This window comes from Sulfurimonas gotlandica GD1, assembly GCF_000242915.1.
GTDB lineage: Bacteria > Campylobacterota > Campylobacteria > Campylobacterales > Sulfurimonadaceae > Sulfurimonas > Sulfurimonas gotlandica.
Map to the genome: position 1 here is coordinate 798133 of NZ_AFRZ01000001.1, position 24376 is coordinate 822508.

The following is a 24376-nucleotide window of genomic DNA, read 5'->3' on the forward strand; positions in this document are numbered from 1 at the left end:
AATGATAAGTACAAATTTAAATGACATTTTTCAAAAGTCAATCCTTTATGCAAAAGAATTAAGACATGAGTATTTAACTATTGAGCATGTATTTTACCTTCTATTAAATTCAAAAGATGGAGCAGAAATTATTCGAACTTGTGGTGGTGATGTAGATAAAATGAAGGAGTCTCTAAACAATTATATTTTAACAAATATGGAAACACTTCCTGATAACATTAAACAAGACCCTTATGAGAGTGTAGCACTTTCAAGACTAATTGATAATATGATTAAACATATTCAAAGCGCTCAACAGTCAAGTGCCGATGTTGGTGATCTTCTAGCTGCATTATACGATGAAGAAAATAGTTTTAGCTACATACTTCTAAGCGAATATCAAATATCCAGACTTGATATTTTAGAGTTAATTTCTCATCGTGATACAAGTTCTGAATCTGAAGATAGAGAGTCATTTTTAGAAAAGTACTCTATAAATCTTTTAGATAAAGCTAAAAAAGGAAAAATTGATCCTGTAATTGGAAGAGATAGTGAGATTAAAAGAGTTGTACAGATATTATGTCGTCGTAAAAAGAACAACCCTATCTTAGTTGGAGAGGCTGGTGTTGGTAAGACTGCAATTGCTGAAGGCTTAGCACTTCACATATCTACTGGAGATGTTCCAGATATTATTAAAGAAGCAGAACTTTACGCACTTGATCTTAGTGCTTTACTTGCTGGTACAAAATACAGAGGAGACTTTGAAAAGAGACTCAAAGGTGTAATGGATGAACTTAAAACTCATCCAAATGCTATTTTATTTATAGATGAAATCCACACTTTAATAGGTGCGGGAGCTACAAGCGGTACAATGGATGCAGCAAATCAGCTAAAGCCTGCTTTAGCATCTGGAGAATTAAAATGTATGGGTGCTACAACTTTTGCTGAATATAGAAATGGCTTTGAAAAAGACAAAGCTCTTAGTCGAAGATTCTCAAAAGTAAATATAGAAGAACCCTCTGCTAAAACAAGCTACCAAATTCTAAAGGGTTTAAAAAGTAAATATGAGCAACATCATAATGTTACTTACACAAATGAAGCACTAAAAAGTGCTGTGGAACTATCAAAGAGATACATTACAGATAGATTTTTACCAGATAAAGCTATTGATCTTATTGATGAAACAGCGGCTTCATTTCACTTAAAAAAATCAAAGAAAAGAAAAGTTACAGCTTATGATATAGAAAAAACAATTTCTTCAATCATAGGTATTTCAAACTCAAAAGTAACAAAAGATGAGACTAGCTCACTCATGAATCTAGAAAGTGATTTAAAACAAAAAGTAATTGGTCAAGATGCTGCTGTAATGGAAGTTTCAAAAGCAATAAAAATCTCTAAAGCAGGTCTTACTCCACAGAATAAACCTATAGCATCATTTCTATTTTCAGGTCCAACCGGTGTAGGAAAAACTGAACTGGCGATTTCGCTTAGCCAAACGCTTGGTGTAAATTTTGAAAGATTTGACATGAGTGAATATATGGAAAAACATGCACTGTCACGTTTAGTAGGCGCACCACCTGGATATGTAGGGTTTGAGCAGGGAGGCTTACTTACAGAAGCTATTAAAAAGCATCCTTATACTGTCTTACTTCTTGATGAAATAGAAAAAGCTCATCCTGATTTGGTAAATATACTGCTTCAAATTATGGATAGTGCAACATTAACAGACAACAATGGATACAAAGCAAATTTTCAAAACGTTATACTCATCATGACTTCAAATATAGGAGCAAGTGCTAGAAATGTAATGGGATTTAACAAAGATGCTTCTCTTTCACAAAATGAAGAGTTAAAATCATTTTTTACTCCAGAATTTAGAAATAGATTAGATGCTATTGTAGAATTTGGACAACTTAGTATTAAGACTGTACAGGGCATTGTACTTAAGTTTATCAATGAATTAAACCAAGATCTAAAAAAGAAAAAAATTACTATAACTATCTCAGAAAAAGCAAAAGATTTTATAGCTGAGAGTGGTTACTCTAAAGAAATGGGAGCAAGACCATTAAAAAGATATATTCAAGATAATATAACTAATAAATTAAGTGATGAAATACTCTTTGGAAAATTAAAAGATGGCGGAAAAGTCGAAGTAGAATTCAATAAAAAACTTATTTTAAGATTTAAACAACTTGATGATTCCACAATTAAATAAATACGAACTAAAATTTCCAGATGCATCTCAAGCAAATACAGATGGAATATTGGCTTGGGGAGGAGACTTAACTCCTTCTAGGCTTATTCGTGCATATCAAAATGGCATCTTTCCTTGGTTTAGCAGTGGAGACCCTATTATATGGTGGTCACCAGATCCTAGACTTATTATGGAATTAGATGATTTCAAAATAAGTAAATCCCTAAAAAAAAGTATGAAAAAATTTGAATACAAGTTTGACACTAACTTTGAAGAGGTTATGCATAAATGCTCTACGGTAAACAGAAACGATCAGGCAGGCACTTGGATAAGCTCTGAGATTATTGAAGCTTTTACTACCATCCATGGTATGGGTATGGCACATTCTATTGAGAGTTACCAAAATGGTGAACTGGTAGGCGGACTGTATGGGATAGTAGTTGGAAAGGTATTTTGTGGAGAATCAATGTTTGCAAATATGAGTGACGCTTCTAAATCAGCTTATGCAGTTCTAATCAAACATTTAAAAGAGTGGGGTTATGATTTTATAGATTGTCAAGTGCCAACAAATCACTTAAAGAGTCTGGGAGCTAAAGAAGTATCAAGAGAATATTTTTTAGATAGACTTTTAAAAACAAATATGGAAACTGTAAGTCATACTTGGGAAATAAATAAAGAGTTAATATAGTTTTGAATAAATTGGATTGATTAAGTAAAGAAGAGAAAGTAAAATTGATCAACTAGGCAGCGACCTACGTTTCCAATCCTGCAAGGATCAGTATTATCAGCGATGAGAGGCTTAGCTTCTGGGTTCGGAATGGAGCCAGGCGTTTCCCTCTCTCTATAGCCACCTAGACAATCAAGTAAAAAGACACCTAGATGTTCTTTTACTTGACTGTATTGAGTCAATAAAGGGGTATTAATGATTTCTCATTAAGTTATGATTGTCGTGTGTCGTATGCCATTTCAAAGCATAGGACTAAAGTCAACATGTTTTTTCTAAATAACTATATGTATATTATGTAATACACTAAACAAGGTAGTGAACTAAAAAAAAGACAAACGTACTATTAGTACTGGTCAGCTAAACAGATTACTCTGCGTACACACCCAGCCTATCAAGCTTGTAGTCTTCAAGCGTACTTCAGGGAACGTTCATCTTAAAGTTGGCTTCCCGCTTAGATGCTTTCAGCGGTTATCTCATCCATGCGTAGCTACCCAGCGATGCTCTTGGCAGAACAACTGGTGCACCAGTGGCATGTCCAACCCGGTCCTCTCGTACTAGGGTCAGCTCTCTTCAACGTTCCTACGCCCACGGAAGATAGGGACCGAACTGTCTCACGACGTTCTGAACCCAGCTCGCGTACCGCTTTAAATGGCGAACAGCCATACCCTTGGGACCTGCTCCAGCCCCAGGATGCGATGAGCCGACATCGAGGTGCCAAACCTCCCCGTCGATGTGAGCTCTTGGGGGAGATCAGCCTGTTATCCCCGGCGTACCTTTTATCCTTTGAGCGATGGCCCTTCCACACAGAACCACCGGATCACTATGACCGTCTTTCGACTCTGCTCGACTTGTATGTCTTACAGTCAGTCCGGCTTGTGCCATTATACTCTACGGTGGATTTCCAACCCACCTGAGCCGAACTTTGTAAGCCTCCGTTACTTTTTAGGAGGCGACCGCCCCAGTCAAACTACCCACCAGACATTGTCCTCGCACGAGATAATCGTACGGAGTTAGCTATCAGAATATTCAAGGGTGGTATCTCAAGGATGCCTCATCTACAACTGGCGTCGTAGAATCAATGGCTCCCACCTATCCTGCACATGAATATCCCAATAGCAGTGTCAAGCTATAGTAAAGGTGCACGGGGTCTTTCCGTCTTTCCGCGGGTAGGAGGAATTTTCACCTCCACTACAATTTCACTGGATCCCTGGTTGAGACAGCTCCCATCTCGTTACGCCATTCATGCAGGTCGGTATTTAACCGACAAGGAATTTCGCTACCTTAGGACCGTTATAGTTACGGCCGCCGTTTACTTGTGCTTCATTTCATGCCTTCGCAAAGCTAAGCAATCCATTTAACATTCAAGCACCGGGCAGGCGTCACACCCTATACATCCTCTTACGAGTTAGCAGAGTGCTGTGTTTTTGGTAAACAGTCGGGAGGGACACTTTGCTGCGACCCTTATTCGCTTTGGAGAGTAAATCTCCTAACAAACAGGGCACACCTTATACCGAAGATACGGTGCTAGTTTGCAGAGTTCCTTAACCAGGGTTCATCCACGCGCCTTAGAATACTCATCTCACCCACCTGTGTTGGTTTACGGTACGGGCAACGGTTGTTCTCGTTTAGAGGCTTTTCTCGGCACGACAGTATCATCGATTCCAAGCGCTATCCGAAGATATTGCTCGGCCTGTAAGATCTCGGTCTCATGAGAAGCGGATTTGCCTACTTCTCGACCTACGTCCTTCGACCCGCTATTCCATCAGCGAGCTCGATTAACTCTATGCGTCCCCCCATCACTCAAACGAACAACCGTCGGTATCGGAATATTAACCGATTTGCCATCGTCTACCCCTTTCGGACTCGACTTAGGTCCCGACTAACCCTACGATGACGAGCATCGCGTAGGAAACCTTGGGTTTACGGCGAAGGGAATTCTCATCCCTTTTCTCGCTACTCATGCCTGCATGCTCACTTCCATCCGCTCCAGCACTCCTTACCGGTGTACCTTCAACGCTGAATGGAACGCTCTCCTACCACTTGAGATAAATCTCAAATCTAGAGCTTCGGTGCTTGTCTTAGCCCCGTTATATTTTCGGCGCAGAATCGCTAGACCAGTGAGCTGTTACGCTTTCTTTAAAGGATGGCTGCTTCTAAGCCAACCTCCTGGTTGTCACAGCAACTCCACATCCTTTTCCACTTAGACAAGACTTTGGGACCTTAGCTGCTAGTCTGGGTTGTTCCCCTCTCGACGATGGATTTTATCACCCACCGCCTGACTCCCGAGGTTACACATGAAGTATTCGGAGTTTGATAGGGTTTGGTACCGCGGTAAGCAGCCCTAGCCCTGTCAGTGCTCTACCCCTTCATGCTAATGCTCGAGGCTATACCTAAATATATTTCGGAGAGAACCAGCTATCACTAAGTTTGATTGGCCTTTCACCCCTATCCACAAGTCATCGGAAAAGTTTTCAACCTTTACCCGTTCGGTCCTCCACTGGCTCTTACACCAGCTTCAACCTGCTCATGGATAGATCACTTAGTTTCGGGTCTGCAGCATCTGACTAATTCGCCCTATTAAGACTCGCTTTCGCTACGGCTTCTCGTTCGATTAACCTTGCCAGATACCACAACTCGCAGGCTCATTATGCAAAAGGCAGTCCGTCACACTTGTCTTACGACAATAGTGCTCCGAATGATTGTAAGCCATAGGTTTCAGGTTCTATTTCACTCCGCTCACCGCGGTCCTTTTCACCTTTCCCTCACGGTACTTGTTCGCTATCGGTCTAGTAGTAGTATTTAGGGTTGGAGGGTGGTCCCCCCATATTCAGTCAAGATAACACGTGTCCCGACCTACTCGTTCGTTAATCTAGTACCATATAAATGTTTTCGGTTACAGGAGTATCACCCTCTATGCTCACTCTTTCCAAAGTGTTCACCTAACAAATATATTATCACTAACAGCCCTAATCCCATTTCGCTCGCCGCTACTTTGGGAATCTCGTTTGATTTCTTTTCCTTCAGGTACTGAGATGTTTCACTTCCCTGAGTTCGCCCCCTCGAAAGGGTAACATGATTCGCACCATGCTGGGTTGCCCCATTCAGAAATCCCCGGATCAAAGCTCTTTGGCAGCTCCCCGAGGCTTATCGCAGCCTGATACGTCTTTCATCGCCTCTACTAGCCAAGGCATCCACCTATGGCCCTTAATATCTTTTTTTCTAATTTGCGTTCACTACCTTGTTTAATGTACTTATACATCATCCAAGACAGATCCTGTTGATTTTGTAGTTATTTAGTAATATAATTAATAATTGAATAAATTCTTTTATCTCTTATATATGTTGACTTTAACAATTATAATTTAATGAACTTTTTGGTTTTAAAACCAAATATAAACTCTTATATTTAAGAACTTATATTTGATTTTAACGCTTTATAAAAAAATGAAATGGTGGAGAGTAGCGGGATCGAACCGCTGACCTCCTGCGTGCAAGGCAGGCGCTCTCCCAGCTGAGCTAACCCCCCATTTCAAATGATTAGATCACTGAAAACTAAGCAAGTAATAAACTAATAACTAACATCTCTGTGAGATTTTCTTTGTAAGATGATCAAACGAATGATCTCTCTTTACTCTAGAAAGGAGGTGATCCAACCGCAGGTTCTCCTACGGTTACCTTGTTACGACTTCACCCCAGTCGCTAATTCCACCGTAAGTGGTAGCCTCCCGAAGGTTAGCTTCCCAATTTCGGGTGAAATCAACTCCCATGGTGTGACGGGCGGTGAGTACAAGACCCGGGAACGTATTCACCGTAGCATTGCTGATCTACGATTACTAGTGATTCCAGCTTCATGGAGTCGAGTTGCAGACTCCAATCCGAACTGAGAGACGCTTTAAGTGATTGGCTCCACCTCGCGGTATCGCAACACTCTGTACGCCCCATTGTAGCACGTGTGTAGCCCTAGCCATAAGGGCCATGATGACTTGACGTCGTCCTCACCTTCCTCCTCCTTGCGAAGGCAGTCTCCCTAGAGTGCCCAGCTTAACCTGCTGGCAACTAAGGACGAGGGTTGCGCTCGTTGCGGGACTTAACCCAACATCTCACGACACGAGCTGACGACAGCCGTGCAGCACCTGTTTTCAAGCTCCCCGAAGGGCACTCTCTCATCTCTGAAAGATTCTATCAATGTCAAGGCTAGGTAAGGTTCTTCGCGTATCTTCGAATTAAACCACATGCTCCACCACTTGTGCGGGTCCCCGTCTATTCCTTTGAGTTTTAATCTTGCGACCGTACTCCCCAGGCGGAACACTTAATCTGTTAAGTGCATCACCGAGATGACAAGCATCCCGACGACTAGTGTTCATCGTTTAGGGCGTGGACTACCGGGGTATCTAATCCCGTTTGCTCCCCACGCTTTCACGCCTTAGCGTCAGTAATGTTCCAGGAGATCGCCTTCGCTTTCGGTATTCCTAGTGATATCTACGGATTTTACCCCTACACCACTAATTCCATCTCCCCCTCCCATACTCTAGACTCGTAGTTTCAAATGCAGTTCAATGGTTGAGCCATTGGATTTCACATCTGACTTACAAGCCCGCCTACGCGTCCTTTACGCCCAGTGATTCCGAGTAACGCTTGCACCCTCCGTATTACCGCGGCTGCTGGCACGGAGTTAGCCGGTGCTTATTCATGAGCTACCGTCATTTTCTTGACTCATAAAAGGAGTTTACACACCGAAATGCGTCATCCTCCACGCGGCGTTGCTGCATCAGGGTTTCCCCCATTGTGCAATATTCCTCACTGCTGCCTCCCGTAGGAGTCTGGTCCGTGTCTCAGTACCAGTGTGGCGGATCATCCTCTCAAACCCGCTACCCGTCATTGCCTTGGTGAGCCATTACCTCACCAACAAACTGATGGGATATAGACTGATCTCGAAGCGAAAAAACGTTTCCCGACTAAACTTGAGTTTAGAAGGAGTATCCAGTATTAATCATCGTTTCCAATGGCTATCCCGGTCTTCGAGGTACATTAACTATATATTACTCACCCGTGCGCCACTAATCATAAGAGCAAGCTCTTAATCATCGTTCGACTTGCATGTGTTAAGCACGCCGCCAGCGTTCACTCTGAGCCAGGATCAAACTCTCCATAATTGAATTATGTAAAGATCACATTGCTGTGAAATTACTGATCTTTGCCCAAGATTTAAAAATCATTGGCTTTGTTGCCACAAACCGCGTGAACAGTCTGTGGACTTTGTATGTATCTATACTATTGGGATCCATTGCTGGATTCAAATAGAATAGACGGTTGTTGTTAATTAGTTATTTCTAAGTAAACTTATTAATGCCTAATCGCTAACTTGTTTCGTTAGTTATTAAGTCTATTTACTTGCTTAGTTTTCAATGATCTCAAACAATCTCAAAAGCTTCAACTCGAAGTCTCTCTAGGCCTTTTTGACAAGGTCTCTTTGTTTGTGGATGGGAATTATAGGGGGATATCACTTAGAGCTTTCTTAATCGAGAAGGAAGTTTCCGAAAAGTTTTTATTTAAGCAAAGATAGATAGCCTTAAGCTATCTATTTACTTCTGAATTTAGCTCTATTGAAACTGGCTCTGAAAAATTAGGAACATCATCATATGAAAATACAGCATAGTATTTATGGACAGTGCTGTCACCGAAGTTATCATATGTATAGTTATCAATTCCTCCATATAATTTTTGTCCATCATATGGAGAGCATGGAACTCTAAAAGGATTTTTAACAACTATAGATCCTTTGTATCCATCATCATTTGGAATATCCCACTCTAACTTTATTATATTATTTTCTATTATGTGTCTTAAATTTTCAACTTTATCTGGCGCATTTCTGCGTTTCTTTATATAGTTAATTATTAAAGAAGGTCTTTTTACTCTTTTTGAATCCATAAATGTAACATCTTGGTTTTTTAAAATAGCTTTGTGAGATGAAGCCGATATAACAAATACGGCTTTTGATCTATTATCAATATTTTCTACCATCTCATTTATTGCATATGTGTCAAACACAAATCTTTGCTTAGGTTCTGACTTTATATCTGCGACACTAACGTCATAACCGATTCTCTCTATAATATCTCTTGTAGTAATTTTCTCATATGTTTTTTCACCATCACATGGAACTATCATCTCAATATGAAAACGGATTTTATTTGTAGAGTTTATATCGATTGCTTCTAACTCTATATATGCATTTGATATTACTGTATTATCCATTGCTGGCCATTGAGAAAGATCAAACTCTATGCATGAGTATTTTTTATTACCATTTTTATCGTAACCAGCAAGCAGTTTATTATCTATTATTTCATTTTCTAGAGCTGTAAACTCTCTTGAAGATTGAAGTTCTAGCTTAGCTTCATCTACTGTATATGATATATCTAATTTTGGCCTATATGTCAGTCCTCCACTAAATTTTCCATATCCAATATCCCATTGCATTAGTTGAGATGCGCGATCTAATGGCAAAGATGAAGGCCCTTCAAATTTAAAAAGAGCTTCTGAGCGAGCTAATGACTTTTGCAAAACAGATATTTCTTGTGCTGCGAAGGTGTAAGTTCTCCATATTCCCTGAGCTAATTGAGCTGAACCGGTTGGTCTATCTATGTAACTTAATGTCTTAGCATTTTTAATATCATCAAAACTACTTGTACTGTCAATAGTTCTTTCATCTATCTGTCCAACCCTCCACTCTCCATAACTCTCCACCTGAACAGAAACTCTATTCATAGGATAAAAAGATATAGATGCACTCGTTATGATTGCATTCATTGGAATTGTAGTTAGTGAAAAGCCACAAATACCAAAACATTCACCCTTACTCTCAGAAATACCAACAAACATTGAATTATTTCCAAAATGCTCTGCATTTTTCTTAGTTTTTTCTCCAACATAACCAATCTTATCAGCTAATGGGTAGAGTATTTTTGAAAACATGCTTTCTGCTGGATGTGTTCTTACACCAAGAACTTGAGCATATGGTGATTTTATATGTCTTTTTTTACATACTGCTCTTACATAATAATAGTAATTAGTAGATGATTTTAAATTTTTATCAGTATATGTATTTAGTTTAGTCATTCCAATTCTATTTGAAGTTTGAGCAAAACCTTTTTTCTTAGATGAACGATATATCTCAAAGTATACAGTTTCATGTCCAGGATATCCCCAACTAAGTTCAACTTCCTTAGACTTTACATCAGTAGCTATAAAATTATCAACTCGAGGAAGTGCATTCTCTTTTTTATAGTTATTTACTTCTGTTAGTGCGAACATAAGTGCTGGAAGATTCTCATCAATATTCTCACTCATATGCTCTTTATAATCACTGATGTTTCTAGTTCCAACTTCAACAACAAGAGATAAAGCTCCTCTAGAGTAGTAAAACTCTCTACCACTCCCAGAAATAAGATGCACAGGAGGTTTACCCATGTGAACACCATACTCACGACCAGACTCTTTTTTGATTTCTTCGGCCATATTTCCTGCTAATAAATTTAAATCGACTGCATCTATTGCATCTTCATGTATAAAGTTATGAGCTGGAAAAAAAACATTTCCTTGTGAGTGATAATCTAAAGCTATTGTAATATTTTCATGAGAAATGACAAAATCTCTTAGTGCTGCAGTTTCTGGCTCACTAAAAGCACTTGGACCAGAATAAACATTTGAAGTTGTATCTTTATTTGGAGTAAAACCTACAGAGAAGTTTCTATTTAAATCAACTCCAAAACTACCATCTGCATTATTTCGTCTGTTTTTTCTCCAAAATGAGAAATGGTTTCTTGAGTATTCAAATCCATCAGGGTTTGCACAAGGTACCATATATAGTGTTGATCTGTCTAAAATGTCATTTAACTGAGGGTCATAATCTATGTGTTCCAATATATATTTTGCAAAACTAAGACTTAGTTCAATCCCTATCCACTCCCTAGCGTGAATAGTTCCAGTAAAGAAAAGTGCTGGTTTATCTAAATGTGTATCTATATTTTTTGTAATACTTACGGCTATAATATCTCTATTTTCCCAAGTTTTACCAATCGATTCTACTTTAAAAAGATTTGGGTTTGATATTTGTGCTGATTTAAAAAAATCAACACATTCGTCATAAGAACTATATTGTTGTCTCAAATTGTTACCTTAAAATTATTAATTGTTAAAAGATTTGGCCCATTGGCTAACTTACTCTTTATAAGTAGAATCATACTCTCTTAACTCTTTAAATGTGCTAATAACGTTATTTTGACACAATGATTTAATATTAAGTACAATATTTTCTTCAATTATATGAAGAATAATAAGTTCTGTTAAAGAGACATTTTAAAGATTATATGACATCTTTAACATATCTCTACGTAGTCTTTATTTTTTAGTTTTTCTATCTATTAAATCAACTATTAAATCAATCTTTTTATCATTAAAGTTTAGTCCCATTTTTTCTTGATCTGGAGTTGCAAATGCAGGAATACCATTTACTTCAAGTACAACATATGCTTCTTTTTCTAAATCATATATAATATCTACACCACCAATATCAACTCCACATACTTTACACGCTTTTTTAGCAATTTCAATTATTTCATCGTTAGCCTCACGTAAAAATACAGATCCGCCACTAGTTATATTTGTTCTCCAATCTGTGTCACTAGCTTTTCTGCCATAACAAGAAACGAACTCTCCATCTACAATATCTACTCTAAAGTCTGTATTATCATATTTTATAAATTTTTCTACATAGAAATATCTCAAATCCATCTGATTTAAAAATGGAAGTAACATATCTAAGTTGGCTTCACTCTCAATCTTAGTTAGTCCAACTCCACCCCAGCCATCAGTTGGCTTATAGACCATTTTATCCCATTTTTTTATAATTTTTTTTAGTTGATGTCCATCATCTCTATGGCATAACTTATAGTCGGCGGTAAGTATTCCTTCATTTCTAAGTACAAAAGAAGTATGAAATTTATCTTCAGTTAAAGCAAAAGATTCGTAAGAGTTAATCATAGGAATTACACGATTAAGTGCCTGATATAGATACATCTGGTACTGAGTCTGTTCACCAGCATTGTAAGAGAAAAATAGATCTAACTTATTTAGCTTAACGTCATTATGAAGAATGTTCGCATTCTTAGCTATTGCATGTCTAAGATTAATATTATCAAGTGTATCGATATCTCTATCTTTGAGTTTTTTAATAATTTTTTTTGCAATTTTATCACCACCACTATTAGTATAAAGCCACATTCCGATTGTTCTTTTTGACATTAATTTCCCTTTTTAAAATCTAAATTTTTCACAAAATAAGTAAATAGTTTTTTACTCAACTCTATTCTAGTCTCAAAACTTTTCTTTGAAGCTCTTTCATGTATAGTATGGTCGCCATCACCAAATGGGCCAAAGCCATCGAGAGTTACAACTCCACAAGAACTTACAATATTTGCATCACTAACCCCGCCTCTCTCTTCTGACTTAAGAGTTGTAGAGGTAATATCTTCAATATATTTTATCAAAGCGAGTGAAGATTCACTAGTCTGCATAACATCTCTTTGAATTCCACCACTTAACTCAGATGTAGTTCCATTTACAAAAGATTTATTCACAATTTCATCTATAGCTCTTAAGACTCTATCTCTCTCTTGAGAATTTTTATATCGAAGTTCAAAAACCATATTTGCATATGGTGAAATTGTATTTGCTCCAATGCCGCCATTTATTTTTCCTACATTAACCGTCGTGCCCTTCTCTAAGTCTGTTAATTTTACCAGTTCCTGGAGTTTGTAAGAAGCTTCAAGATTTGCATCATGTCCATGTACATAGTTATTTCCAGCATGAGCAGCTTTACCCTTTATATCTATAAAAAAAGTACCAACACCTTTTCTGCCAGTTACAACTTCCATATTTTCTCCAGCTGCTTCATAAACAAAACAGTAGTTATAATCAGATGCAAGTTTAGCAGTTAAATGTTTAGAATCATCGCTTCCTGTTTCTTCATCGCTAACAAAAAAAACATCAATATTTTTTATATCAATATTTTGTTCTTTAAGTTCACGAAGAGCCTGAAGAGCTACTATATTTCCACCCTTCATATCACATACACCAGGTCCGTATATCCACTCTTTATCTTCAGAGTATTCTTCAAATTCATTAGGTGGAAAAACTGTATCTAGATGCCCCAGCAGTAGTAATTTTTTTGCTGTTTTATCGTGTATAGAAGTGTAATGTCTGTGATTACCGATTAGTTCTCTATCGTAAATATTTACATCAAAACCTAATTCTTCAAACCATTTATCAAAAATCTGTCCAACTCTGTCTACGCCATGTTTATTTTTAGTGTGCGAGTTAATATTCACTATTGTGCTTAAATCATTTAAGTATCTCATTCAACTCCTAATTTTAATACGAATTAGATTGATTGTACTATATGTTTATTTAAAATTTATAAAAAAAAATGGTATTTATTATTGATAGAGGAGGAAGTGTGGAAACTTAGAAGATTATTTTCTTCTAAGTTCTTTGATACGAGCTTTTTTACCAGCAAGATCACGTAGATAAAATAGTTTAGCACGACGAACACGACCGCGACGTATAACTGTTATCTCATTAATAGAGTCAGAGTAAATTGGGAAAATTCTTTCAATACCAATAGCATTAGCACCAATTTTACGTACAGTAATAGTTTTACCTGTACCTTGACCTCTTTTTGCAATACAAACACCCTCGTAATTTTGTACACGAGTTTTGTCACCTTCTTTAATTGTTACTGCTAAACGAACAGTATCACCAGCACGAAATTCTGGAATAGTTTTCTCAGCTGTTTGTGCTTTTTCAAAGTTTTCTATGTACTTATTTCTCATAAGATTTCCTTGTTCTATGCTTTAAAAGCTGCTCTGGCCTGAAGAATTTAGTCTTACATTCAGACAAGGCTAATTTAAGTGAGCGAATTTTACTATGATTTCCCTTTAAATATTCTGATGGAACAGAACAACTTTGGAAATCCTTCGGTTTAGAGAAAGATGGTGCCTCTAAAAGAGGTGTTTCAAAACTTTCAATACTTAGCGATTCACTATTGCCAAGTACACCGTCAACGTTTCTAGAGATTGCGTCACACATAACCAATGATGGAAGTTCTCCACCAGTTAATATGTAATCTCCAATAGAGAAAACTTCATCTCCGAATTCCTCTATAACTCTCTCATCAATACCCTCATATCTTCCACTCACAAAAGCTATATGGGATTTTTTTGCTAATCTTTTTGCATCATTCTGCGTAAAAGACTTTGCTACAGGAGTTAAAAAAACAATATGAACTTCTTCACTTTGTTTTTTTAGCTCACTCAAAGAGTCAAAAAGAGGCTGAGGGTTCATAACCATACCAGCACCACCACCAACGGCAGTATCATCAACTTTAGAATGCTTATTATCACTAAACTCTCTAGGATCTAAATAGTTAATATTTAAAATCTCTTTATCTATTGCTCTTTTTAAAATAGAATCTGTAAAATATCCTTCTACGATATTTTTAAATAGAGTTACAAAAGTGAAAGTCATTATGAAGCTTCTAAAATATCCATTGCACCATCAACGGTAATAATTTTTTTATCTATATCAGTATTTAAAATAAATGGTTTATGAAAAGGAATTAAGAAACTCTTCGCAGAGCCTGACTTAACTAGTTCTTCATTAGTTTTTACATTTAAATAATTACTTATTGTAATACGTTCAACTTCATTAACTACACCTAATAGCTTTCCATCTTCAAAAACTTCACAATCCTCTAAATCGAACCAAAAAAATTCACCATCATTTAAGTGGCAATTTTTTCTAGTCTCTTCACGAGTTGTATAAAGTTTTATATTTGTAAACTTTTTAGCATCTTCAATAGTATTAATACCAGCTATTTTTATAAGACTTCTCTCATGATTTACATCACTTAAAGTAATAGTGTTATTCTTATTTGTCAAAAATGTGGAGTTATCTTGAAATTGTTCTGGGAAATCACAATGGATATGAAATTTCAAATCACCTTTAATACCAACAGTTTTGCCGATAGTTGCAATATGAAGTCTTTGTTCTTTAGATTGGTTCGACATTAATTCTATAGCTTACGCCATCTTTAGCTTTACAGCCAGATATTACAGTTTTAATTGCACCAATCATTTTGCCCTCTTTGCCAATCAGCTTACCAACGTCAGCTTGATTAGCATAAAGAACTATTTCAGTAATTTCATCGCTCTCTTTTATTTGCACTCTTATATCATCTGGGTAAGTTGCTATAAGTTTTGCAAATTGTGCGACAAATTCAGAAATCATGATTAACGACCAGTTATCTTTTTAACACGATCACTCATTTTAGCGCCAACGCTTAACCAGTAATCTAATCTTTCGCTATCAACAACTAAAGTTTTCTCAGCTACCATTGGATTATAGTGACCAATTAGTTCAATCCAACCACCATCTCTACGCTTACGTGAATCTGTTACCGCGATACGGTAAAAAGGTTGCTTTTTTCTTCCCATTCTAGTTAGGCGAATTACTGTTGCCATTTTTTGTCCTTCTCTGCGCTAGTCATATTTCAACTAGCTGTATATGTTAAATTTTGCATCAAGTGCAAATATATAAACTTCTAAAAGCTTATATATTTACGCTTAAATAGATGGTATGCTATCTTGGTATAGCTCCAGGTCCGCTCATTTGACCCATCATAGATTGAAGATCTTTCATGCCATTTTTACCTGAAAATCTTTTAGCCATTTTACCAGCATTTTTAAACTGTTTAATCATACGGTTAATCTCAACAATCTCTAAACCACAACCTTTTGCAATTCTTCCTTTACGAGAGTTATTTAGTAAATCTGGATTTTCTCTCTCTTTGAGAGTCATTGATGAAACCATTGATTTGATATTTTTTAATTCACTTGAATTTTCCATATCAAAATCTTTAAGTGCTTTTGACATATTTCCCATTCCTGGAATCATACCCATAAGTGACTTCATACTACCCATTTTCTTCATACTTTCCATTTGTTCTAAAAAGTCATTGAAGTTAAATTGACCTTTTTGAATCTTTTTAGTAAGTCTTTTTGCTTGTTTCTCATCAATTGCTCCAGCAGTTTTTTCTGCTAAACCTTCAATATCTCCAAATCCCATAAGACGATTTACTATACGATCTGGTAAGAAAACTTCTAAGTCTTCCATCTTTTCACCACTACCAATGAAACGAAGAGGAACTAGTACCTGAGATGCAAGACCCAAGGCTACACCGCCTTTAGAATCACCATCATATTTAGAAAGTATTACACCGTCAATACCAATCTTTTCTTTAAAGCTAGTAGCAGTTTTTACAGCATCCTGACCTGTCATAGAATCAGCAACATAGAAAATTTCACTAGGATTTGCAGCTTTTTTAACAGCCTCTAACTCATTCATAAGTTCATCGTCAATTGCCAAACGACCAGCTGTATCTATAAGTACAACATCGTAAATACCATCATTTGCTTTTTTAAGAGCAGCAGCTACAACTTCTACAGGATTTTTAGTAGCTTCATTTTCATATAGTTCAACTCCTATTTGAGTTGTAATTTGACGAAGTTGTTCAACTGCTGCTAAACGCTGTAAATCGGCTGCAACAATTAAAACTTTTTTTTGCTTGTTTTTTAAGTAATTAGCAAGTTTACCTGTAGTTGTAGTTTTACCAGAACCTTGAAGCCCTGTCATTAGAATTACAGTTGGAGGATTTGGAACAAATGTAAAACCCTTGTTTCCACCAATTTCTAAAAGCTTATATAGAGCAGCTCTAAGTGCATCTAAGAACTGGTCTTTACCGATGCCATTTTTCTTAGTCTCTATCTGAACCTCAGCTATTAATTCTTTTACAACTTTATGGTTTACATCCGCTTTTAAAAGAGATTTTTTAAGCTCGTCAAGAGCCTTAGTTAGGGCTTTGTCATCATCATGAAAACGGATTTTTTTAATCGCTGCCGTAAACGAATCTGTTAAAGTATCAAACATAAGCTCTCCTAATTATTATTTCTTTTCAGATGTAAAAAGTTGCGAATTATATCGAACCCTTACTTTAAGTTTTCTTTTATTATTGGAAATCAATAAATACTTTAGGCTCAGGTGCAACAAATTCCATATCAAAAAGTCTAACTTTATATGCGTGAAGCATTACTCTCTTAGCACGTCTTCCACCATACTGCTCATCTCCAATAATCGGATGATCAATATAACGAAGGTGTGTTCTAATCTGGTGTGTTCTTCCATGGTGAATAATACACTTGATTTTTGTTTTATTAGCACTTACTAAATCTGGAAAGAACTCTGTTCTTGCTGGTTTACCTTTTCCAGAAACATTTGAGTAAGCTTTGTTATTTTTCTTCTGAGTTAAAATCGGTTTATCAACCTCTACAGGCTCACTTATGATTCCCTCAACCCATGCAATATACTCTTTGTATACATTATCTTTTTTAAACTCTTTGATAGCTTTTTGTCTAAACTCTTCATCTTTAACAAGCATTAGTACTCCACTTGTTTCACGATCCAGTCTATGCAATAATACAGCAGGCTTAAGCTGTCTTTCTATCTCATCTGAGTTAACAAAAGCTGGTTTGTCTACTACAATTATCTCATCATTTTCAAAAATAGGTTTGATTTTTTCTATCTTTTGAACTTTGAATACTGTTTTAGTATCAAGCTCTCCACGAGCAATCATTACTTTTTTATTTCCAACATAAGCTAAGCCTCTATCAATCATAGATTTAGCTTCGTTGTTTGAGACACCCTGTTGCAGAGCTAATATTTTATATGCTTTTTCTGTAGCCACTTCGGACTCCTTAATTTTCTAATATATTTTTTACTATTGGTTCTAAGTTTATCTTCTCTTCAACCATAGATGCAGGTAGATCTTTGCTAGCCAAAAGTGCTTTGTGTATCTCTTCACGTTCAACATATTGTACGTGATGTACATACTTAAAAAGCTCTTTTTGGTCATGAAAATGTTTACCTGTTATTATCTTGCATCCAAAAAAAGCTGGTTCTAGCGGATTATGTCCACCAACATCTTCTTTAAATGCACCACCAACAATAGCTATGTCACTAATAGCATACATGTTGTTTAATTCGCCCATTGCGTCTACTAAGATCAAATCTGCATCAAAATCTTGTCTCTCAGAGAATCTTGAGAGTATTAAAGAGTGTTTATCAGCATAATTCTTCATAAGCTCATAAACACTCTCAAATCTCTCTGGATGTCTTGGAACTATTATAAGTTTTGCATCTGCCTGTTTTTTGTATTGTACAAATGATTTTAATATTGACTCTTCTTCAGTCTCATGTGTACTCCCAGCTACTATAGTCTCTTGAACTGGCTTTTCATACTCTTTAGTCTTAGAAATAGTACCCGCCAACTTTATATTTCCAATAACCTTGATGTTTTTAGCGCCAAGTGCTAAAAAACGATTTTTATCAACTTCACTCTGAGCATATATTACTTCCACATTAGATAATAGTTTTTTATAAAACCAAGCAAACTGAAGATATTTCTTTACACTCTTATCCGAGATACGAGCATTTAAAAGTACAACTTTCGCACCTTTTGCATTTGCAACTGCAAAAAGCAAGTACCAAAATTCAGCCTCTAAGACTATAAGCATTTTTTGTTTTTTAATCCAAAACGGAAGCAGCATCTCATAGGGCAAATATCTAACTTCAGCATCATACTTTCTAGCTTCTAATTGCCCCGTATGAGTAACTGTAGTTATCTTTACATCTTTGCCACGGACTAGTTCTAAAATAGGTTTTAATGCTTTTGCTTCACCAAGTGAACATACATGGAACCATATTCCATCTTCACTACTAAATTTAGGATTTTTAAAAAGAAAAAAACGGGCTGGGATAGATTCTTTGTATTTTTGCTTAAACGAGAGGTATATTAAAAGTGGTAGTGCTACTAAATATAGCACAACACTTAAAATATAATAGAGTAGTGAAAAAGGCTTCAAGCCCTACTCGTTAGTTGCTTCCACATGGAGAATACGACCACAGTGTGGACATGTTGTAATCTCTTCAGCTTTTATAACATCTGCTAAGATTTTATCGCTGATTAACATGTTACAACCCATACAAGCTTGGTCTTCAACAACTACAACAGTAGTGTTTTTAGCCCAACGACGGATTTTTTGGTAAAAAGCCAAACCTTTTTGATTTGTAGTCCCAAGTAGTTTTTCTTTTTCAACAAATACTTTTTGTCTCTCGTTGTTGATTACTTCTAATTTTTTATCAACTTCAGCTTTTACTGATTCTAAGTTTGCATCTATCTCAGAAAGCGAAACTTTTGCAGCTTCTACTTGCTCTTTTTTAGACTCTATAATTCTCTCAAGTCTCTCGATTTCTTCATTTGCAAAAGTAACTTGTTCTTTAGCAATCTCTTCTTCAAGCTGAAGAGATTTCATCTCACGCTCAGTCTTAACTTCACCACTTTTTCTAGAGTTGTCATCTAATTTTTGAGATAGTTCAGCTAAATGAAGTTCATTTTTATGCTTTTTAAGTTGCTCATCTTTGATTTCATTGCTTAAATTTTCAATATCTGTATCGATACTTTGTTTTTTTGCTAATGCTGCTTCAAATTTAGAGTTAGCCTCATCGATTTGAGGCTCAAATGCATCAATCTCTTTATCTACACGAGAAAGGTCTATTAATTGTTTGAGATGCTGATTCATCAGTCTCCTTTTGGATTAGATATATGTGAACGGGTTCTTTGATGATGAAATTATAGCTTCTAAACCTAAAAATTTCAAATGCTGATGTAAAATTTCTGCAAAAAAGCATTCACTCTCAAAATGTCCAATGTCAATTAATGAAAGTTTTATGCTTTTAGCCTCCATGGCATCGTGGTATTTCACATCTCCGGTTAAAAAACAATCTGCATCTATAGATTTGATTAAAGAGCATCCAGAACCTGTTGTTAAAGCTACTCTTTTTACACGATTTGAGCTTTTTACACATTTTGCATGAGGAAGTCCAAAAGCGGAAGCAACTTTTTTTGCAAATGCATCGAACTCTTCGTCAACATCCAAATAAGCAACAAATCCATCTTTTTGTGCAATTTTATAACCTAAAATTTTTGTAGCTACAAACTCATTTAAATGTGTCTGATCAAAGTTGGTATGCATAGCAATATTTGAGATATTTTTTTTAATCATTTTCTGAATTAAATTTGCTGGGTACTTATTAAACTCCAACTGCTTTAATCCACCAAAAATAATTGGATGGTGCGTAATTAAGAGTGCATCGCGCGGCATCTCTTCTATGAGAGACTCATCAACATCTACACTCAAGACTATCTTAGTAATCTCTTGATTAAAATCGCCAAGTAAAAGACCTGAGTTATCCCAAGACTCTTGCAGCTCAAAAGGTGATAGTTCATCAAGAAATTTATATATGTCTGCGATTTTCATTTTATTTAAACCTTGTAATTGTATTTTACTTAACGTATTACTATTTTGACAATTTTCTTTTTTATATGCTTTTCTTTATCTACAGGAAACTGCTTTATACTTTTGTCTCGTTCAATATAATATGCTATGCCAGCATGTTCTGACCACCAATAATCACTACCTCGTGATGCCAACCAACTAATTTTTCCATAAAAATTGTAAACATCCTGCATTGTGCTTTGATTTAGCACTATACCAGCATTTGTCTTTAACATATATGGTGAAGTGATATGTATAGATATTATTTTTTTTCTATTATCGTTATATTTATAATAAAATGACAATCCAAGTTCTTTATACTTAATTTCCCAAGAATATTGATTGTGGTCTATTAACTCATAATCATTTCCAAATTTTTTCACAACACCATCAAAGGTCAAATTATTAAGGTACTTACCTCCTATATTATAACTATCTGGAATACTGTCTTTAATCTCTTTTTTGACTACTTTTGGTTGAATTTCACTTTTTTGCTTTTTTAATGTTTCTTCTTGTATGACTTTTTTTGGTTCTTCTATTTTTTGTTCATTTAAGAATATATCAGTTCTTGTATTTACATTTGAATCTGGCAATTTAAAAAAGAAATCCCCTATAATATCATCATATGTCCAAGGTCTTTGTGTCTCATTTGTTTTAGTATAAACACCTCTTTTTACCTTTTTAAACATTCTACCAATTGGAACGCCTTCTGAATCTATATGATTTAAAATCTCTTCAGTAAAAACACCATGTTTTCCACTACCGTCACTAGCAACATCTCCTGGACTTGTAGCATACGCTATAAACATTCCCTTTGCATTATCAACTTTAGCAAGTCCACCACCGCCAGAACGAGAGAAAGGATCATTTCTGCATGCATCAAGCAATACTATGCTTAGACGATTACCTGAGTTTTTCATAGCTTCAATGACTTTATCTAGTTCGAGAGATTCATAGGCAATATCAAGCTTATCGACGAGATTAGAATCTTTACCCATTAGGTAATTTTTTCCTTGAGACTCTACACCATGACCTGCAAAGAAAAAAAGACCGACTCCGCCATTTCTCAGCTTTGAGCTAAAAGAGCGAAGTTCTTTATCCATATCTCTAACTTTAAGATTTTCTCCATAGTAAACTTGAAAGCCTAATGTCTTAAGTTTATCCCTCATAGCTTTTGCATCATTTATTGGATTTTTAAGTTTCGACAATCTATCACTATCATAGTTATTATTGCCAATTACCAAAGCTACTCTCTGCTCTATCTTCATCATTTTTAAAGCGCGGTCACTGTTTGCACTTAGCACAACAGTAAAAATCAGTATTAAAATGACTATATTTTTCATCTTAAAGTTTCTCTAATTCCTCTTTGGCTTCACTGAAATCAGGATTTATCTCTAAGGCTTTCTCGTACATATCTTTAGCCTCTTGTAGATGCTTCATATCTACTAAAAGGTTTCCAAAGTTATAGTAAGTAATAGCATTTGAATCATCAATATCTATAGACGCATGAAAATGCATCTTAGCCGATATAAACTCACCGTTAGCTCTGTATATAGAGGCTATAGAGTTATGAATAAACTCATTATCTTTATCTACCTCAAGTGCTTGTTTGTAGTATTTTAAGGCTTCATCATTATCATTTGTCTGCTGTAAAATATAGCCTATTTTAAATAGTATCTCTGAGTTTTGTTGGTCTTTAGCATCTGCTTCACTGAGTAGTGCTAAAGCTCTTTGAAAATCTTTTTCCTCAAATGCCACATCCGCTTTTTCTACTAAAGTTTCTGGATCGAATGGAGAGAAAGCTTCTGCACTTTTTGTCTCATTTTGATTTGAGTCATCAATTTGTTCTTCTGGATTTTGAAGTGTTTGAATATGCTCAAAAATTTTATATGCAAAGAAAGCCGAAGCTCCAAGCATTAGTAATTGAAAAACTGTCATTATTGATATACCTTTAAAATAATTTTTTATTTAGTAACTCTATTAATTGAAGTGGATCAACTTGCTCCCCACCTACTCTGGCACTAAAGTGTAAATGCGGCCCTGTAACTCTGCCGCTCTCACCTGATAAACCAATCACGTCAGATTTATTTACTCTATCACCATTTTTTACACTAAAGTCACTCATATGATAGTAACATGTATAGATGCCATGACCATGGTCTAATATGACTGTGCCACCAGAGTAAAACCTATCCTTTGCTAAAACAACTGTACCATCATTTGTTGCTTTTATAGGTGTACCAACTTTTGCTCTATAATCAGTTCCACTATGATAACCATTTAAAGTATCATTGTAAACTCTTGCTTTTCCGAATGAGCTTGTAATTTTACTATCCATCGGAGCGATAAACTTTGATGACATCTGAGCTTTATCTGTAGATGCAGCATAAATTTTCATGGCCTCTGCATACTCCATGGATGCTCTTTCTTTATCTTTTTTATTCAGTGTAACCTTTGATTTTTGTACTTCAATTTTCTCTTTTTTATATTTACCATCTTCTATATGAAAAAAAAGAGTCTTGCTTTTTTGTTTGCCATTTTCTTTGTATATAACCTCAACTTTTTTATCATTTGGTTTTTCATAGTAACTAATTGGAACTAAAACGTACATTTTACTCGCATCTATCGGATGATCATATATCTTATATGATTTTTTCTCTATTAGAATCTTTTTATACTCTGTATTTTTCTCTTTATAAAATTCTATAATAGAGGTTCTGCCATTTACAATAGTGGAGTCTGATATATCTATGTTAAAAGAAAAAAGAGTTGAAAAAAGAAATGCTAAAGAGATAATAAACTTCATTAATAATCCTTCATCGCCCTAGCAATATCACGCTTCATATCTTTTTGTTTTAAATCTTCTCTTTTATCGTGAAGCTGTTTTCCTTTTGCAATTGCAATTTGGATTTTCACTAAGTTTCTATCATTGAAATATATTTGCAGAGGTACTATTGTGTAACCATCTCTATCAACAGCTTTTTTCATACTAACTAACTGTTTTTTATGTAAAAGAAGTTTTCTACTACCTCTCTCTTCATGTGTGTAGTAATGATGAGTAGTTTCTAATCTTCCAATATGAGCATTAAATAAAAATGCTTCACCCTGCACAAAACGTATAAAACTATCTTTTATGTTTACTCGTTTTGCTCTTATGCCTTTTACTTCACTACCTTGCAGAACGAGTCCCGCTTCAAACTTCTCTTCTAAAAAGTAATCAAAATAGGCTTTTTTATTTTTAGCTATTGTTTCGCCCATAATTTACTTTCCTTCTTGACTCTACAGTCTAAATTATTTTTTTATTATTTTACCATGGATTCACTAAGGTTTGGATTTTTAATGTTACTTGAATTGTAATTAGGAAAGTTTTTTTTATGAGATATTTAAATATCTCTTTATTAAAAAGAGATATTTGTAGTTTTAGTTTTCGTCGCGAACTATGTTATGACAACGAAAACAAGCATGTTCTATATATGTGTAAGCTCTTTGAGACTCTTCTCTACGAAGTTTTCCAGACTGGTTATATTTATTCTCAACAGCGTCTAATATAATCTGAACATTATGCGCAATAATTTGTGCACTCATTACCGCTTCGTTTGATTTGTTCTGTTTATCTTTTGGAAGCATCTGTTCAAACTTCTTCTGGTTTCCAAGTAAATCATTTGCATGTTTTGCAAATCTTTGGATTGAATCTTTTACACCCTTTTTGTCACTGGATATAAAACTTTGCTGAACCTCTCTCAGCTCTGCATTTAAAAGTAGCATATTTGACTTAAGGTCATATGCCGACAAAGAGCTAACCGATAATGCCAATGACATCACACCCGTGAGTAATACTTTTTTCATCATGTCTCCATCTATTATATTAGACTTTGTAATATTCCTTGATGATTTATTGTAGCATAATATTAATTGATTTATTAAAAAAAATTATATTTACTCTTAATAGATGCTTTAAAATAA

General features: G+C 35.6%; 20 protein-coding genes, 1 tRNA gene and 3 rRNA genes. 2 read left to right on the plus strand and 22 right to left on the minus strand.

What is annotated here, in order from left to right:
• Position 1: 1 nt before the first annotated feature.
• Positions 2 to 2194: an ATP-dependent Clp protease ATP-binding subunit ClpA gene (gene clpA, locus SMGD1_RS03775; RefSeq protein WP_008339040.1), complete on the plus strand. Its 2193-nt coding sequence runs from the start codon at positions 2 to 4 to the stop codon at positions 2192 to 2194.
• On the plus strand, positions 2175 to 2861 hold the full coding sequence (aat, locus tag SMGD1_RS03780) for a leucyl/phenylalanyl-tRNA--protein transferase (RefSeq protein ID WP_008339151.1): 687 nt from the start codon (positions 2175 to 2177) through the stop codon (positions 2859 to 2861). Before clpA ends, aat begins: the two co-directional genes overlap by 20 nt.
• Positions 2862 to 2912: 51 nt before the next feature.
• Here aat and rrf read toward each other — a convergent pair.
• The 22 genes from rrf to SMGD1_RS03890 all read right to left on the minus strand — a co-directional run bounded on the left by rrf (position 2913) and on the right by SMGD1_RS03890 (position 24259).
• Positions 2913 to 3028 (minus strand): 5S ribosomal RNA (gene rrf / locus SMGD1_RS03785).
• Between the two features lie 194 nt (positions 3029 to 3222).
• Positions 3223 to 6118, minus strand: a 23S ribosomal RNA gene (locus SMGD1_RS03790).
• A gap of 232 nt (positions 6119 to 6350) precedes the next feature.
• Positions 6351 to 6426 (minus strand) — tRNA-Ala (locus SMGD1_RS03795).
• A gap of 111 nt (positions 6427 to 6537) precedes the next feature.
• A 16S ribosomal RNA gene (locus SMGD1_RS03800) occupies positions 6538 to 8053 on the minus strand.
• Together the 16S, 23S and 5S rRNA genes with 1 tRNA gene alongside form the textbook arrangement of a ribosomal RNA operon.
• A gap of 421 nt (positions 8054 to 8474) precedes the next feature.
• Positions 8475 to 11072 carry a M14 family zinc carboxypeptidase gene (locus tag SMGD1_RS03805; RefSeq protein ID WP_008338700.1) on the minus strand — a complete coding sequence of 866 codons (2598 nt, stop codon included), beginning with the start codon at positions 11070 to 11072 and terminating at the stop codon, positions 8475 to 8477.
• 231 nt (positions 11073 to 11303) lie between these two features.
• Positions 11304 to 12206, minus strand: a complete 903-nt coding sequence (locus SMGD1_RS03810; protein WP_008339080.1) for an ATP-grasp domain-containing protein — start codon at positions 12204 to 12206, stop codon at positions 11304 to 11306.
• A complete protein-coding gene (locus SMGD1_RS03815; RefSeq protein WP_008338934.1) occupies positions 12206 to 13321 on the minus strand; it encodes a M20 family metallopeptidase in 1116 nt (371 codons plus the stop codon). The genes SMGD1_RS03810 and SMGD1_RS03815 overlap by 1 nt, the downstream gene beginning before the upstream one ends.
• Before the next feature lie 114 nt (positions 13322 to 13435).
• Positions 13436 to 13795, minus strand: coding sequence for a 50S ribosomal protein L19 (gene rplS, locus SMGD1_RS03820; RefSeq protein ID WP_008338722.1), 360 nt, complete (start codon positions 13793 to 13795; stop codon positions 13436 to 13438).
• Positions 13785 to 14489 (minus strand): tRNA (guanosine(37)-N1)-methyltransferase TrmD, encoded by a 705-nt coding sequence (gene trmD, locus SMGD1_RS03825; RefSeq protein ID WP_008339176.1) that lies wholly within the window; start codon positions 14487 to 14489, stop codon positions 13785 to 13787. The genes rplS and trmD overlap by 11 nt, the downstream gene beginning before the upstream one ends.
• On the minus strand, positions 14489 to 15031 hold the full coding sequence (gene rimM, locus SMGD1_RS03830) for a ribosome maturation factor RimM (RefSeq protein WP_008338968.1): 543 nt from the start codon (positions 15029 to 15031) through the stop codon (positions 14489 to 14491). The genes trmD and rimM overlap by 1 nt, the downstream gene beginning before the upstream one ends.
• A complete protein-coding gene (locus SMGD1_RS03835) occupies positions 15015 to 15251 on the minus strand; it encodes a KH domain-containing protein (protein WP_008338741.1) in 237 nt (78 codons plus the stop codon). Before SMGD1_RS03835 ends, rimM begins: the two co-directional genes overlap by 17 nt.
• A gap of 2 nt (positions 15252 to 15253) precedes the next feature.
• A complete protein-coding gene (gene rpsP, locus SMGD1_RS03840; protein WP_008339150.1) occupies positions 15254 to 15484 on the minus strand; it encodes a 30S ribosomal protein S16 in 231 nt (76 codons plus the stop codon).
• A gap of 118 nt (positions 15485 to 15602) precedes the next feature.
• Positions 15603 to 16949 (minus strand): signal recognition particle protein, encoded by a 1347-nt coding sequence (gene ffh / locus SMGD1_RS03845; protein WP_008338877.1) that lies wholly within the window; start codon positions 16947 to 16949, stop codon positions 15603 to 15605.
• A gap of 79 nt (positions 16950 to 17028) precedes the next feature.
• Positions 17029 to 17763 (minus strand): pseudouridine synthase family protein, encoded by a 735-nt coding sequence (locus SMGD1_RS03850; RefSeq protein WP_008339039.1) that lies wholly within the window; start codon positions 17761 to 17763, stop codon positions 17029 to 17031.
• Positions 17764 to 17773: 10 nt separating this feature from the next.
• The gene (waaA, locus tag SMGD1_RS03855; protein WP_008338852.1) at positions 17774 to 18940 is read right to left on the minus strand and encodes a lipid IV(A) 3-deoxy-D-manno-octulosonic acid transferase; all 1167 of its coding nucleotides are present in this window, start codon (positions 18938 to 18940) and stop codon (positions 17774 to 17776) included.
• A 3-nt stretch (positions 18941 to 18943) separates the two neighbouring features.
• The gene (locus SMGD1_RS03860) at positions 18944 to 19657 is read right to left on the minus strand and encodes a zinc ribbon domain-containing protein (protein WP_008338946.1); all 714 of its coding nucleotides are present in this window, start codon (positions 19655 to 19657) and stop codon (positions 18944 to 18946) included.
• A gap of 15 nt (positions 19658 to 19672) precedes the next feature.
• Positions 19673 to 20395, minus strand: a complete 723-nt coding sequence (locus SMGD1_RS03865; protein WP_008339013.1) for a Nif3-like dinuclear metal center hexameric protein — start codon at positions 20393 to 20395, stop codon at positions 19673 to 19675.
• Between the two features lie 29 nt (positions 20396 to 20424).
• The gene (locus SMGD1_RS03870; RefSeq protein WP_008339156.1) at positions 20425 to 21756 is read right to left on the minus strand and encodes a caspase family protein; all 1332 of its coding nucleotides are present in this window, start codon (positions 21754 to 21756) and stop codon (positions 20425 to 20427) included.
• Between the two features lies 1 nt (position 21757).
• On the minus strand, positions 21758 to 22351 hold the full coding sequence (locus tag SMGD1_RS03875) for a tetratricopeptide repeat protein (RefSeq protein ID WP_008338919.1): 594 nt from the start codon (positions 22349 to 22351) through the stop codon (positions 21758 to 21760).
• Positions 22352 to 22364: 13 nt separating this feature from the next.
• On the minus strand, positions 22365 to 23219 hold the full coding sequence (gene pgp3 / locus SMGD1_RS03880; RefSeq protein ID WP_008339012.1) for a peptidoglycan metallopeptidase Pgp3: 855 nt from the start codon (positions 23217 to 23219) through the stop codon (positions 22365 to 22367).
• Positions 23219 to 23671: an SsrA-binding protein SmpB gene (smpB, locus tag SMGD1_RS03885; protein ID WP_008338779.1), complete on the minus strand. Its 453-nt coding sequence runs from the start codon at positions 23669 to 23671 to the stop codon at positions 23219 to 23221. The genes pgp3 and smpB overlap by 1 nt, the downstream gene beginning before the upstream one ends.
• A 162-nt stretch (positions 23672 to 23833) precedes the next feature.
• Positions 23834 to 24259: a hypothetical protein gene (locus SMGD1_RS03890; RefSeq protein ID WP_008338813.1), complete on the minus strand. Its 426-nt coding sequence runs from the start codon at positions 24257 to 24259 to the stop codon at positions 23834 to 23836.
• Between the last annotated feature and the right edge of the window lie 117 nt (positions 24260 to 24376).